Source organism: Paenarthrobacter sp. PH39-S1, assembly GCF_030063245.1.
GTDB lineage: Bacteria > Actinomycetota > Actinomycetes > Actinomycetales > Micrococcaceae > Arthrobacter_M.
In genome coordinates, this window is the sequence record NZ_JASISR010000055.1 from 1 (window position 1) to 13,766 (window position 13,766).

Genomic DNA, 13,766 nt, shown 5'->3' on the forward strand with positions numbered 1-13,766 from the left:
CGAACACCTCGCCACCCTGACCCGCAACGACATCCGTTACGGCACCGACACCACGATGCCCGCAGTCCCGACGCTCGCGGCCCCAACACCCATCCAGCGCCGTGCCTACGAACTCATCGGCCAAACCGTCCCGCTGAACCTGAAGTAGACAGAAGGAAGAAACCCCAAAACCACGAAATCCCCGCCGGAAGTCAAGGACGGCGGGGATTTCCCACGTCACCACCCACGTAACTTCGGATTAGAAACCCCACGTAAAAAACCTGGTTCAGAACCCCGGATCTAGAATCCTGATTTTTGAGTCGTTGATTCGACGACGGGACTCGACGGAGCCGACTTTGTTTGGGCAATCTACAGGCGGGTTCGCGATATCGGTGGGTTGCGGGTTCCGATGGTCGCAAAATCGCTGGGCGTTTTTCCGGCCACCCTTCGCTGAATGGATCCCGCGATTCGTTCGGCCTGCAGTTTGGCCAGCCGTGCCTTCTCACCGTGGAAGAGATCGTCCACCGTAGCCGCCCACAATTCGAGCCAGCGGCCGAAGTGCGCGGCGGTCAACGGTTCCTTGGCGTTGAGGTCAAAATGGACCGCCAGCGCATTCCGACGGTATAGCCGGGCCCGGAACAGCACCGTCTCCCAAAAATCAGCCATAATCGGCATGTGCCGGGCCAGATCCATGTGCGCCACGTCAAGGAAGACCGGTCCCAGCAGGGGGTCGGCGAATGCGCGCCCGTAGAAGGCGGTGACGAGCCGTATCACGTCATCACGGTTGGTCAGATCACAGTTTCGCGGAAGGGTTCCGCTCTGGGCCGTTTCGGCGTGTGGAACGGTTACGCTCTGGGGTTTCGTGCCGCCCAGTGGACCGGCCGGATCGGTATCGGCCGTCACTGGCGCCGAGACTCCGCTTTCCATCGCCGCCATCTATATCGCTGCCAGGAGAATGGCAATGCCGGCCACCGGCAGCGCAGCGAATTTGACCACTTCCGCCGCGATGTAGCTCAGATGCGGCGCTGTGGCTGTTTTTGCGCCCGCGTTGGCAGCAACCGTGGCGACGTCGGTCCTGTCGATGCCCTGAAGAGTCCCCGTTCCACCGTTCCGGGCATCTGCTGCCGTTCTTCCGCCGGCGGCGGTCGCACTGTCGGCGAGCAAACGCGTCCGTTGGGCCATGTTTGGCCGCAGCACCACCAGCTGCAGGGCCAAGGCCAGCACGGCGACTCCGATGGCAACGCCGGCCGGTACTGGGACAACGTGCGGGTCGGCGACTAAGGCGAGGACCAGTACGACGGCGAACAGGCACTCGATCGTATTGAGGGCCTTGAAGACAATCCTGCCGATTCCCACGCCCAACGCAACCGTGATGCCTGGGGCCCGGAATTTGAGCGGTGTCTCGAGGAATGAAATGGCGGCAACCATTCCGAACCAGATGAAGGGTACCGCGGCCAGGACTATTAGCTGGAGCATTGCTTCCGTTCGATGCAAGGGGGCTCAGGATCACGCGTTTGGGGTGCAGATTCCGGACCTGGGAGCGAGATGGCGGCCACGCAGGTGTCCGCGGTGGCCCAGGGCTGGAGACGGACGTCGGCACGTCCTGCCCCCAGGCCCTCCAGGTATCCGCTGAGTAGACCTAAATGCGCGGCGCAGACAACCTCCGGCAGGGCTCTGGCCATGGAGACAAAGGGGCAGGCATGCAGATGCAGCAGGGACTCCGTCCCGGACGCGGCGGGTTCCGGTTCAAAGCCCAGCTCCGCCAACAAAGCGCCGACGGCTTCCGCTGCCTGCTGCTGGTCCACTGCGCCAGCCGGGGGTTCCTGCGGGACCGTGCCGGCGTCAGGTTGGGGCGGCGCGGCTGGACGATCCATCCGCCCGCGCACCCATCGGGCCCCGGCGGCCTGCGCCTTTGCCTGCGGGGTGTTCGCGGAGCGGTCGGTGAGCGATTCGGCCAGAATCTCGGCCAGCAGCCGGTAGCCGCCGGAGTCCGGTTCCCGATGGAAGGCCCGGTAGCGCAGTTGTGGGCGGCCGGGCCCGTTGGGGAAGTCGCGAACAGGTTCAATCAGCGCGGCGTGGACCAGGGCCTTCAGATGGAACCGGACGGTGCTCAGCTGGAGGCCGGACCGCTCAGCCAGCTCGGCCGCCGTCGGCGGCTGAACCGCGCCGCGGATGGCGGCGAGCAGCCGCACCCGGCTGGGAGAGGAAAGGGCCGGTTGGGCAGATAGTTCGGAGCGGGCAGCGGACACACGACCAGTCTACGATTAAAACGAAAGCCGTCGATTCAACCCAGTAGACACGATTCCAGGGCTCGCGGACGCAGGGCAAAAGGAAACCTCCCAAGCCGGATGGCTCAGGAGGTTTCTTCAGCTTTAAGCACAATGGTTAAGCGTTGGGACGCTTACCGTGGTTTGCGCCGCCACGCTTCCGGTCACGACGCTTGCGTGCACGCTTGGACATAGCTGCCTCCCATCTTCTAAACGATTTTGAAAAGATCCGCCCTCTAGTCTCCCACACGCCTTACCGGCTGACCTAAACGGTGTCTCCCGCCGTCGTCGTCCGTGGGTTGGGCCGGACGGCGGGAATGTCCGCGGAAAGACCGCGTTCACGCACTCAGTTTTCCCGCATCGGGCAGCTATCTCTTCAAGGTGGCCCGGATGGCTATTTGTGCCTGATCCAGCACGGTCCGCACGGTTTCCACCGTGAGTTCAGTGAGCTGCTGGCGGCCCGCGTGCGCTCGCAGCTCCACCCGCAGGTCATCACGGAAGGACTGCAGCATCATTTCTGTTTCCTTCAACAGACGGTGATTGGCGGGGGACTGGCTGCCGCTGTCGGGCATCCGCCGGGACGCGCCCCTGGCAGCTTCCGCCGTGGCGGCGAGATCGGCGCGCAGTCCCTTCATGTTGGCCCGGATATCGCCGCGCAGCTCGTCGGCCAGCCGGCGCACGGACGATGAAATGTCGTGTTCCACTTCCTGCAGTTCACCCCGGCGGCTCTCCAGCTCCGCCAGGCCGGCGTCGGTAAGAGAGTAGATGGTGCGCCTTCCATCCGTCGTCGTCGCCACCAGCCCTTCCTCCTCCAGCTTGGCCAGTCGTGGATAGACGGTGCCGGCGCTGGGGGAGTACGTCCCGCCAAAGCGCCCGCTGAGGTCCCGGATCACGTCATAGCCGTGCTTGGGACCTTCCTCCAGCAGCGCCAACAGGTACAGCCGCAGGGCACCGTGCGCGAAGACCGGGGGCATCAGCGACCCTCCTCCGTCCGCGCTGTCCGCGCCGGTTCGCCATGAATGACGGCGACGTTGCCGGAGACCGAGCTCGTGCGCAGTTTGAACATGCCTTTCGCCGGCCCGGAAGTAGTGCGGACGGTCTGGGCGGTTGCGGAGAAGCGCTGATCATCCACGATCACGGTGCCGGAGGTTGTTTTGGATTCCACGTCGACTCCGATGTTTTGCGGCAGCCGGACGGTGACGTCGCCGGAGACGGATTTGGAGACCATATCTGCGGGGGTGCCGAGGATGTCGAGGGACAGATCTCCGCTCACGGTACTGGCCCGGACGCTGCTGAGCAGGCCCGACGCGGTGATTTCCCCCGAAATGCTTTTGGCCGTCAATGGGCCCTTGTGCTGCCGGGTTATGATCTCTCCGCTGACCGTATCCGCCGTCAACATTCCTGCGGTGTGGTCCGCCATCACCGAACCCGAGACCGTTTTCAGGCTGGTGCTGGCCGAGGTGCCAGATACCAGCCCGTCGCCGCTGACTGTTGCGACGGACACATCGATGCCTGCCGGAACGGCGATGCTGATGATGGCCCGGTCCGAGGTATTCAGATTGACGATTTTCATAAACCAGTTGCCGGGATCCAGGTGCTCAACCTTTAGTGCCCCATCGTTGAACGTCACCCGCAGGGGCTGCCCTGTGACTTCGGTGACCTCGACGCGGGTGATGGCTTCGTCATGGGTGATGACGTCCAACCGGCCGCGGACGATGGCGGCGCGCAGGGAACTCACGCCGTCGACTTCCAGCGTCTGCGGTGTCGTGATGGACCAGCTTTGCGGGCTCATTGCTCCTCCAAGAGTTGCACTATATCGCGCATCTAGTCACGTTATATCGCGTTGATTGCGCCGTCAAGGGATACTGGTACAGAAGTCAATCGGGGGCGGCTGTTGTTTCCGCCGTTGAGAAGTGCAAGGCTCACGATATGACCAATACCAATACCAATACCAGCAGCAGCGGACCGGCAGGCGAGGGCGGTACCGGGGACGCAGCCCTCTCAATGGGCCGTCAGGACAACCAGGATCGTTACGAGGCGCGGGTCGGCGGCGAGCTTGCAGCCACCATCACCTACACGGCGCGCCCGGAAAGCATCGACTTTGTGCATACACAGACGGAGGAGAAATTCCAAGGTCATGGGCTTGCCACCAAGCTGGCCCTCTTCGCGCTGGACGACGCAATCAGCAAGGGTAAACGCATTATTCCGCATTGCCCGTTCGTTGCCGATGTTGTCAGCACCAGGGAGGACTATGAGGGCAGGGTCGATTGGCCGGGGACGGGGGCGTAACAGGCCCAGACGCCGTCAACCAGCCGGGAATGAAGCTGGGAATGTCCTGCCGTCCGAAACGGTCCGGAACCGTCCTAACCGTCCTAACCGTCCAGAAGGGGACAACGAATGCCGAAAGCAGACAAGAGCGGACATGCCAGAAAGAGCGAACTGCCCGGAACGCTGCGCCGTTCGGAGGCACATGCGCAGGCGACATTTGCGCAAACATACGATTCCGCGATGGAGGAGTACGACGACGGCGAACGCGCGGCACGTACGGCCTACGCTTCGCTGAAACACAGTTACGAAAAGGTGGGCGATCACTGGGAGAAGAAGGATTCCGCCGGCCCCTCGGACGGGCAGGCGAAGGGCGGGCAGGACACCAACCGGCCCACGGCAGGCGGGGTTGATGAGAACGCCTCCAAGGAACATCTATACCGGCTGGCCAAAAAACTGGACGTACCCGGGCGCTCGAGCATGAGCAAGGCCGATCTGGTCGACGCGCTGCAGAAGGCCAATGACCGGAAGACCCGGCAGAGCCGCGAGAAGGAATAACTCAAACCCCACGCCGCCCCCGCAGAATGCTGTGAATCAGGAAACCAAAAGCAGGAAACCAAAAGCAGGAAACCAAAAGCAGGAGATAATCGTGAGAACACTTCCGCTGTTGACCGCCGTCGAACGTCTTGAGGATGCCAAGCAACTGGATCCGCTGGCCGGCGTGGTCCGGGGCCTGGTGAAGAAGGCTGTTCGGCCACGCTGGCTGCGGGACGTGCTGCACGGTGTCCCGCTGGGCCATCCCCTGCATCCGTTGATGGTGCAGGTTCCTCTCGGCGCCTGGATTTCCGCGGCGGTCCTGGACTGCCTGCCCGGGGCAGAAAAGCAGGCCGCTGTTCTGGTGGGCCTCGGTCTGGCCACGGCAGGACCGTCGGCGCTGGCCGGCTACGTGGATTTTTCCGAACTGCATGAACAGCACCAGCGTATCGGCGTCATCCATTCAACCGCCAACGCCGCCGCCGTCGGCCTCTATTCCGTGTCGCTGTTCCAGCGGCTGACAGGCAAACCCGGCGGAGGTCGGATGCTTGGATTCCTGGGGCTCGGCGTGGTGTCCGCCGGTGGCTGGCTTGGTGGTCATCTGGCCTTCCGGCAGGCGGCAGGTGCGAACCATGCCGAGGACGTTCCGCATCGGATCCAGCCCGGCTGGCAGCGGCTGGTGCGTTTGGATGAACTGACGGCGGGCAGGATGGAGCGGCGGATGCTGGGCTCCGTCCCGCTTCTGGTGCTGCGCACCGCCGAAGGCAAGGTCAACGTTTTATCCGACACCTGTAGCCACTTATCCGGTCCGCTGAGCGAGGGCACGCTGCAGATCGAGGGCGGCGTCAGCTGTGTCATGTGCCCGTGGCACATGAGTGTATTTTCGCTGGAGACGGGCGACGTGATGCACGGTCCGGCCACGTCGCCGCAACCATCATTCCGGACGCGCATCACCGAAGGAACCGTGGAGGTTTGCCTTCCCGGCGCCGGCTAGGCCATGCTCCAGACTCCCCACCGATCGACGTAGCACTTGGCCCATGTCAGTCGGGAACCTGCGCGGTGACTGCGTCATCGATGGTGGGGAGGGGCGGAGATCAGCTGGGGATGAGGGTCAGCTGGCTTCGGGAATGTTGAGCCACTGGTACCAGCCCCGGTGCAGCACAAGCCAAGCCATCAGGCCATAGCCGGCCTGGCCGGGAGTGCCCCCGTTGCCCGCCAGATCGGTGCGCCACTGCTCGTGGTTCTGCAGCGGGGAGAAGGTGTCCACATAGCGGTGCTTGCGTCGGGTGCTGACGTCGGCGAAGGCTGTGTTGAGGTCGGCGAGCTTCCTGTTCAGCACCGGATCGAGGCTCGGCGGCGGACCGACCACGAACGCCGGGATGCTCAGCTGCGACGCGCCGTCCAGAATATTGGCGAGATTTAGCCTGCTGCGCGCGGTGGACAGCCCAAATTCGATGTCGCGGGCGGACAGCCCGATGATCAGCCGGTTTTCATGGAAGTCGTCAAAGCGGCGTCCGGCCTCCTGCAGCCAGCGCGCGGCCAGTGCCTCGGTGCCTTCCTGCGGGCTCGCCAGCGCGTAGGTCTCCACCGAGATGCCCTCCCGCGGGGTGCGGGCCAGCACTCGGCCCAGCCACCCCAGTGCGCGCGGGTCGCCTACCCCCGCAATGAGCTCGTCTCCGACCGCGGCAATCCGCAGTTTCCTGTCCTCCACTAGTGACCTCTCGTGTACTGCTGCATAATGGACCGCCTCAAAGAAAGCTGCCCGGCCTGTGATGCAGACCGGGCAGCCGAGGCGTTTACTTGCGTTCGAACGCCTGCTTGATCAGCAGCGCCTGCTCCACGGCGTGGCGCTTGGCAGAGCCGGTAGCCGTGGAAGCGGACGCCGGACGGGACACCAGCCGGAGCTTGCGCTCCAGCACCGGCGCCAGGTTCAGGCCCATGAACGGCCACGGACCTTGGTTGGCCGGCTCGTCCTGGGCCCAGACGATGTCCGCATTCGGGTACTTCGCCAGTTCCGCGTTGATCTCCGCGAGCGGCAGCGGGTAGAGCTGCTCCACCCGGATGATCGCGGACTTCGGATTTTTGGCATTGCCTTCTGCAGCAATACCTTCAGTGGCCTTCTGCTGGGCAGCCAGCAGATCGTAGTACAGACGGCCGGAGACCAGCACAACGCGTTCGACGGCGTTGCCGTCCTGCACCGCTGCATCACCGATAACCGGTCGGAAGCCGCCCTGGGTGAAATCCTCCACGGCCGATGCGGCGGCCTTCAGGCGCAGCAGCTGCTTGGGAGTGAAGACGATCAGCGGTTTGCGGGGCTTGCTGTAGGCCTGGCGGCGCAACAGATGGAAATGCGAGGCGGGAGTTGTCGGGTTGGCGACGACCATGTTTTCCTCCGCACACATCTGCAGGTAGCGCTCGATCCGCGCAGACGAGTGGTCCGGGCCCTGGCCCTCGTAGCCGTGCGGCAGCAGCAGAACCAGCGAGGAACGCTGGCCCCACTTCTGCTCGGCGGAGGAAATGAATTCGTCCACGACCGTCTGGGCACCGTTGGCGAAGTCCCCGAATTGGGCCTCCCAGATCACAAGGGCGTCCGGGCGTTCCACCGAGTAGCCGTATTCAAAGGCCATGGCGGCGTATTCGGACAGCAGTGAATCGTAGATCCACAGTTTCGCCTGCGAATCGCTCAGTTTGGTCAGCGGCGTCCACTCAGTGCCGTTGGCGCGGTCGTGGAAGACCGCGTGGCGCTGGACGAAGGTGCCCCGACGGGTGTCCTGGCCTGCCATCCGGACCGGTACGCCTTCCATCAGCAGCGAACCAAGGGCGGCGAGCTCGCCAAAGCCCCAGTCAATGCCGCCCTCCCGGGACATCTGCTCGCGCTTCTCGAGCAGGGACTGGAGCTTGGGATGCACGGTGAAGCCCTCGGGGACTTCGACGTGCGACTTGCCGATGTGGGCCAGAGTCTCGGCCGTGATGGCCGTCGACTTCGGCTTGTTGACGCCGCCGTCGGCCTGCTGTGCAGAGGGACGCTCCAGATCCGATACCGCCTGCGAATCGGCGGTGATGATCGGGATCGGGGAGGTCTGCGCGGCATGGGTTTCCGCGAAGACGCGTTCCAGGCGCTCCTGGTAGTCCCGCAGCAGCTGCTCGGCCTCTTCCTCGGAAATGTCACCGCGACCGATCAGGGCCTCCGTGTACAACCGGCGGACCGAACGCTTGGCCTCAATCAAGTTGTACATCAGCGGCTGCGTCATCGACGGGTCGTCGCCTTCGTTGTGGCCCCGGCGGCGGTAACAGACCATGTCGATGACGACGTCCTTGCTGAACTTCTGCTGGAACTGGTAGGCCAGCTGGGCCACCCGGACGACGGCCTCCGGATCGTCGCCATTGACGTGGAAGACCGGAGCCTGGATCATTTTCGCGACGTCGGTGGAGTACACCGACGAGCGCGACGACGACGGCGCCGTCGTGAAACCCACCTGGTTGTTCACCACGACGTGGATGGTTCCGCCGGTCCGGTAACCGCGCAACTGGGAGAGGTTCAGTGTTTCCGCCACCACTCCCTGCCCGGCGAAGGCCGCGTCTCCGTGCACCATGATCGGCAGCACGGGAAAGGCTTCGCCTTGATCGAGGCGGTCCTGTTTAGCGCGGACGATGCCCTCGATGACGCCGTCGGCGGCTTCCAAGTGGGACGGGTTTGCGGCCAGATAGACCTTGGTGTTATTGCCATTGTCCGAGGTGAATGTGCCCTCGGTGCCGAGGTGGTACTTGACGTCTCCGGACCCCTGGACGCTGCGCGGATCCTGGGTTCCTTCGAATTCGCGGAACACCTGGGAGTAGGTCTTGCCGGCAATGTTGGTCAGCACATTCAGCCGGCCGCGGTGGGCCATCGCGATCGCCACCTCGTCCAGGCCGTCGTCGGCGGCGTCGGAGATAATGCTGTCCAGCAGCGGAATCAGGGACTCGCCCCCCTCCAAGGAAAAGCGCTTCTGGCCTACGAACTTGGTTTGCAGGAAGGTCTCGAAGGCCTCGGCGGCATTGAGCGTGGAAACGATCCGCAGCTGTTCTTCGCGGCTGGGCTTCGAATAGGGGTGCTCCAGCTGGTCCTGGAACCACTTGCGCTGTTCCGGGTCCTGAATGTGCATGTACTCGATGCCGGTGGTGCGGCAGTAGGCGTCGCGGAGCACGCCGAGGATGTCACGGAATTTGAGCATCGGTTTGCCACCGAAGCCTCCGGTGGGCCACTCGCGGTCCAGATCCCAGAGCGTCAGACCGTAGGTGAGGACGTCCAGGTCGGGGTGCTTGCGCTGGACGTATTCCAGCGGGTCGGTATCGGCCATCAGGTGGCCTCGGACGCGGTAGGAGTGGATCAACTGCTGGATCCGGGCCACCTTGTTGATTTGATCGGCCGGATCGACCTGAAGATCGTGGCTCCAGCGGACCGGCTCGTAGGGGATCCGCAGGGATTCGAAAATCTCGTCGTAGAAGTTCTGCTCACCCAGCAGCAGCTGCTGCACAAGGCGCAGGAACTCGCCGCTGCCGGCGCCCTGGATGACCCGGTGGTCATAGGTGGAGGTCAGGGTGAGGACCTTGCTGACCGCGTTCTGGGCGAGAATCTTGGGGCTGGCGCCCTGGAACTCGGCCGGGTAGTCCAACGCGCCGACGCCGATGATGGCGGCCTGGCCTTTGGACAGCCGCGGAACCGAATGCACGGTGCCAATACCGCCCGGATTGGTCAGCGAGACGGTGGTGCCGGCGTAGTCTTCGGCTGTCAGCTTGCCGTTCCGGGCGCGCTTGATCAGCGTCTCGTATGTCTGCCAGAATTCGGAAAAGTTGAGTGTCTCCGCCTTTTTGATGCTGGGGACCACCAGCAGACGCGAACCGTCCGGCTTGGGCATGTCAATGGCAATGCCGAAGTTGACGTGTGCCGGCTGCACGGCAACCGGCTTGCCGTCGATCTCATCGAAATGGACGTTCATCGACGGGAACTGGGCCAGCGCCCGGATCACGGCGTAGCCGATCAGGTGTGTGAAGGAGACCTTCCCGCCGCGGGCCCGGCCGAGATTGGAGTTCAGCACCACGCGGTTGTCGATCAGCAGCTTCGCGGGGATGGCGCGCACGCTGGTGGCGGTGGGCACCTCCAAGCTGGTGATCATGTTCGTCGCGATGGCCTTGGCAGGTCCGCGCAGAACGGTTGTGCGGTCCTCTTCCGGAATCGAGGTGTCCTTTGCGGCGCGGGGGAGCTGCGCCGGAATCGGGGTGGAGCCGTTGCGGGCGGCGTCCTTGGCGGGGGCTGCCGAAGCCTTAGCGGGGGCGGCTGTGCCCTGGGCGGCGGGTGCTGCTGCGGCAGCGGTCGCGGACTGGGCGGCAGGTGCAGCTGTGCCCTGGGCGTCGGGTGCAGCGGCAGGGGCAAGTGCCGGCGGCGACGCGGGCCGGCCGGCCTGACCGGGGGAAGCCGCAGCTTTGGCGGGCGCCGCCGACTGTACGATCGGCAGTTCCCGGGTCACCGGACTGGCTTCGTTGCCCGCACCGGTGGAACGGAGTCCGTTGGCCGGATTCCCGCTGGCCGGATTCCCGCTGTCTGAATCGAAGGATTCAAAGAGCGGCCACCACTTGGTGTCAACAGAATTCCTGTTCTGCTGGTACCGCTCATACAGCTCGTCAACGAGCCACTCGTTTCCGCCAAAGTCCTCGGGCAGACGGTGGATAGGTTGATCTGGCACGTGAAATACGCCTCTTCCATGAGTTCTAGTTGCCCGCCGACATAAGCCGCCCCACGCAAGAGGGACTCCTCCGTGCTGACCGTGCGGCTTCTGCCTTTACCAGGTCCGGGTCCTTCAAACCTTTACCTCACGCCAGTCTAGTGAGGAGAGTAACGCGCAGGCCAATCCTCGGCACCGGGTTTCGGTGACTTTCTGGCTAGACTCGTCAAATCGGCACCAACGGCCCTTCCCCGGCCGGATCACGGTGTTTTATGCCAACCGAAGGTAGTGTCAATGCGGTTCCTCAGCGATCCCAGTACGGATCTGACGTACTCTGATGTTTTCCTCGTGCCGTCCCGCTCTGAAGTCGTCTCACGAATGGATGTTGACCTCTCCAGCGACGACGGTACCGGGGCCACCATTCCGCTGGTCGTCGCTAACATGACGGCGGTGACCGGTAAAAGGATGATGGAGACGGTGTCGCGCCGGGGCGGACTGGCCGTGCTGCCGCAGGACATTCCGCTGCCGGTGGTCCGGGATGTCACAGGCTGGGTCAAACAGCGGGACCTGCTCTTCGAAACCCCGGTGACACTTACGCCGCAGGACACGGTCATCGACGCGCTGCATCTGATGAGCAAGCGGGCCCACAATGCCGTGGTGATCATCGCCGGCAATGCTGGCGACGACGGCGACGCCGGCACCTTTGTCGGTGTGGTCCGGACCGTGGATTGCGAAGGGGTGGACCGTTTCTCCTCGCTCCGTTCCGTGCTGCACAGCAACGTGGTGACCATTGATGCGGCCGGTTTTGACGAGATCAGAGGCGGGATCAAACGCGACGCCACGAGCAGCAGCGGCGGCGCTTCAGCCGCCGAGGATGGCCGACAGGCCACGGACGCGGCTCTGCGCGCGGCCTTTGAGCTGATGGACGCGGCCGGCTCGGATTTTGCTCCGGTGCTTCGGGCCGGGAAGCTGGCGGGCGCGCTGACCCGCACCGGTGCACTGCGCTCGACGATCTACCAGCCGGCCGTGGACGGTTCGGGGGCACTGCGGGTGGCCGCCGCCGTCGGTATTAACGGCGATGTGCGGGCCAAGGCTGTGGCCCTGTTGGAGGTTGGCGTCGATACCCTCGTGGTGGACACGGCCCACGGGCACCAGCGGAAAATGGTCGATGCCGTCCGGGCCGTGCGCGGAGTGGCCCGCGGCATCCCGATCGTGGCCGGGAACGTGGTCAGCGCGGAGGGAGTCCGCGATCTGGTGGCCGCGGGGGCGGACATCATCAAGGTTGGTGTAGGGCCGGGCGCCATGTGCACCACGCGGATGCAGACCGCCGTCGGACGTCCGCAGTTCTCGGCCGTCTACGAGTGCGCTGCCGCCGCCCGTGAGCTCGGGGCGTCCGTCTGGGCCGACGGCGGCGTGCGTTACCCGCGCGACGTGGCCCTGGCGCTGGCCGCAGGCGCCAGCCAGGTCATGATCGGCTCCTGGTTCGCCGGGACGTACGAAAGTCCGGGGGACCTGAACGTCGACAGTAAGGGGCGCCGTTATAAGGAGAGCTTTGGGATGGCCTCCGCGCGCGCTGTGCAGAACCGGACCCAGCGCGACGGCGCGTTCGAGCGGGCACGCAAGGGCCTGTTCGAGGAGGGGATTTCCTCGTCGCGGATGTACCTGGACCCGGCCCGGCCGGGAGTGGAGGACCTGCTGGACCTGATCACCTCCGGTCTGCGCAGTTCCATGACCTACGCGGGAGCCACGACACTCGCGGAATTCCGGCAAAACGCCATCGTAGGCGTGCAGTCCGCTGCCGGGTACGAGGAAGGCCGTCCGCTACGCGAAAGTTGGTAAGCGGAGTGCGCGGCCGCCGGGGCGCGGACCGCGGTGCTGGTCACCGCAGTGCCCAGCATCGCCGCCGACTTCCACGTGCCCTCCACCGATGTCCACATCACGATGACGGCGTATTTTGTCACCGTGGCCATGTGCATTCCGCTCAGCGGCTGGCTGACCGTACGCTTCGGGGACCGCGCCGTCTTTTGTTCGGCCATCGCGGTTTTTACGCTGGCTTCAGCGCTGTGCGCGCTGAGTCCGGACCTGACGCTGCTCACACTCAGCCGGATCCACCAGGGGATCGGCGGAGCCATGATGTTTCCGGTCCTGGAGCCTGCCGCGCGCTCCGGCCTGGACTGAGTCGGATTCGGCTGCACCAGAATGGGAATCGGAGCCCTGGTGATCGGGCTGGAATTTCTCTCCACCGGCACCCAAGACGGCGGGGCAGGGCAGACGGCCCCCGCCGTCGTCGTGCTCATTCTTGCCGCTCTGGCCGGCGGCGGCGCCGTCCGGTGGATGCAGCGCCGGCGGCGGCCGCTCTTTGACCTGTCCACTTTTCGGATACGCACCTTCCGGGTCTCCAACACCGGTGGCTTCATCCTCCGGACGGCGATCAGCTCCGCGCAGTTCCTGCTGCCGCTGTTGTTCCAGGATGGCTACGGCTGGGACCCACTGCGCTCCGGGCTGCTCGGCGGCGACCTTTATTGCCTGTGCGCCGATGCCCGCGGTGACTCCGGATCCGCTGATTTTTGTGCTGTTGGTGGTTAGCGGCGTGTTCCGTTCCATCGGGTTCACCGCCTACAACTCCATCCAGTTCGCCGACGTCGGTCCGGCCCGAACTCGGCGAACGCGCTCTCAGCCACCATCGGGCACCTTGGTGCGGGACTCGGCATCGCGGCCGGGGCACTGGTGGTGCGGCTGGGCGCCGGGCTGGCTGGCGGCGGAGCCACCGGTACCCCGTTCGCCTTCGGGCCGGACCCGCTGATGGCGTACCGGATTGCTTTCCTGCGACCCCGCCTTGTGCGAGGCAGCCGGACCGGATATTCCCACCGTTCCGCCCGCACCAACCGATCTTCGCTAGTGTCTCGCGCCGTTAATTCGTTTTAATAGTCGTCCCAGTGATTCGAGGATCTCCTCGGCGGTCTTCGTCCAGATAAACGGTTTGGGATTCTCGTTCCACCCCTTGATCCAGTTGCGCAGATCT

General features: G+C 64.5%; 14 protein-coding genes. 6 read left to right on the top strand and 8 right to left on the bottom strand.

The genetic code is table 11. From position 1 onward, the window contains the following. Window positions 1-348: 348 nt before the first annotated feature. The 6 genes from QMG52_RS20320 to QMG52_RS20340 all read right to left on the bottom strand — a co-directional run bounded on the left by QMG52_RS20320 (window position 349) and on the right by QMG52_RS20340 (window position 4,038). Window positions 349-906, bottom strand: coding sequence for a group III truncated hemoglobin (locus QMG52_RS20320; RefSeq protein ID WP_283562235.1), 558 nt, complete (start codon window positions 904-906; stop codon window positions 349-351). A 9-nt stretch (window positions 907-915) separates the two neighbouring features. Then, window positions 916-1,455, bottom strand: a complete 540-nt coding sequence (locus QMG52_RS20325) for a hypothetical protein (protein ID WP_283562236.1) — start codon at window positions 1,453-1,455, stop codon at window positions 916-918. Further along, window positions 1,443-2,228 carry a helix-turn-helix transcriptional regulator gene (locus tag QMG52_RS20330; RefSeq protein WP_283562237.1) on the bottom strand — a complete coding sequence of 262 codons (786 nt, stop codon included), beginning with the start codon at window positions 2,226-2,228 and terminating at the stop codon, window positions 1,443-1,445. Before QMG52_RS20330 ends, QMG52_RS20325 begins: the two co-directional genes overlap by 13 nt. A 136-nt stretch (window positions 2,229-2,364) precedes the next feature. Next, a complete protein-coding gene (locus QMG52_RS22480; protein WP_104061284.1) occupies window positions 2,365-2,439 on the bottom strand; it encodes a 50S ribosomal protein bL37 in 75 nt (24 codons plus the stop codon). 175 nt (window positions 2,440-2,614) lie between these two features. Next, the gene (locus QMG52_RS20335; protein ID WP_283562238.1) at window positions 2,615-3,220 is read right to left on the bottom strand and encodes a PadR family transcriptional regulator; all 606 of its coding nucleotides are present in this window, start codon (window positions 3,218-3,220) and stop codon (window positions 2,615-2,617) included. Beyond that, complete coding sequence (locus QMG52_RS20340) at window positions 3,220-4,038, bottom strand: DUF4097 family beta strand repeat-containing protein (protein ID WP_283562239.1); 819 nt, start codon at window positions 4,036-4,038, stop codon at window positions 3,220-3,222. The genes QMG52_RS20335 and QMG52_RS20340 overlap by 1 nt, the downstream gene beginning before the upstream one ends. A gap of 137 nt (window positions 4,039-4,175) precedes the next feature. Between QMG52_RS20340 and QMG52_RS20345 the strand changes: the two genes are divergently transcribed. From QMG52_RS20345 to QMG52_RS20355, 3 genes are all read left to right on the top strand, one after another. Beyond that, a complete protein-coding gene (locus QMG52_RS20345) occupies window positions 4,176-4,535 on the top strand; it encodes a GNAT family N-acetyltransferase (protein ID WP_283562240.1) in 360 nt (119 codons plus the stop codon). A 108-nt stretch (window positions 4,536-4,643) separates the two neighbouring features. Continuing rightward, a complete protein-coding gene (locus tag QMG52_RS20350) occupies window positions 4,644-5,069 on the top strand; it encodes a ChaB family protein (RefSeq protein WP_283562241.1) in 426 nt (141 codons plus the stop codon). 91 nt (window positions 5,070-5,160) lie between these two features. Next, a complete protein-coding gene (locus QMG52_RS20355; protein ID WP_283562242.1) occupies window positions 5,161-6,039 on the top strand; it encodes a Rieske (2Fe-2S) protein in 879 nt (292 codons plus the stop codon). A gap of 117 nt (window positions 6,040-6,156) precedes the next feature. Here QMG52_RS20355 and QMG52_RS20360 read toward each other — a convergent pair whose 3' ends face one another. Both QMG52_RS20360 and QMG52_RS20365 read right to left on the bottom strand, forming a co-directional pair. Next, window positions 6,157-6,756, bottom strand: a complete 600-nt coding sequence (locus QMG52_RS20360) for a GDSL-type esterase/lipase family protein (protein WP_283562243.1) — start codon at window positions 6,754-6,756, stop codon at window positions 6,157-6,159. 85 nt (window positions 6,757-6,841) lie between these two features. Next, a complete protein-coding gene (locus QMG52_RS20365; RefSeq protein ID WP_283562244.1) occupies window positions 6,842-10,765 on the bottom strand; it encodes a multifunctional oxoglutarate decarboxylase/oxoglutarate dehydrogenase thiamine pyrophosphate-binding subunit/dihydrolipoyllysine-residue succinyltransferase subunit in 3,924 nt (1,307 codons plus the stop codon). 273 nt (window positions 10,766-11,038) lie between these two features. Here QMG52_RS20365 and guaB1 point away from each other — a divergent pair, with 273 nt between their 5' ends. Genes guaB1 through QMG52_RS20380 form a run of 3 tightly spaced genes read left to right on the top strand, consistent with a single transcriptional unit; the run spans window position 11,039 to window position 13,330 of the window. Then, entirely contained in the window at window positions 11,039-12,583 is a 1,545-nt protein-coding gene (gene guaB1 / locus QMG52_RS20370; RefSeq protein ID WP_283562245.1) for a GMP reductase, read from the top strand. Between the two features lie 33 nt (window positions 12,584-12,616). Next, window positions 12,617-12,922, top strand: a complete 306-nt coding sequence (locus QMG52_RS20375; RefSeq protein WP_502920583.1) for an MFS transporter — start codon at window positions 12,617-12,619, stop codon at window positions 12,920-12,922. 21 nt (window positions 12,923-12,943) lie between these two features. Further along, a complete protein-coding gene (locus QMG52_RS20380) occupies window positions 12,944-13,330 on the top strand; it encodes a hypothetical protein (protein WP_283562246.1) in 387 nt (128 codons plus the stop codon). The last annotated feature ends 436 nt before the right edge of the window (window positions 13,331-13,766 follow it).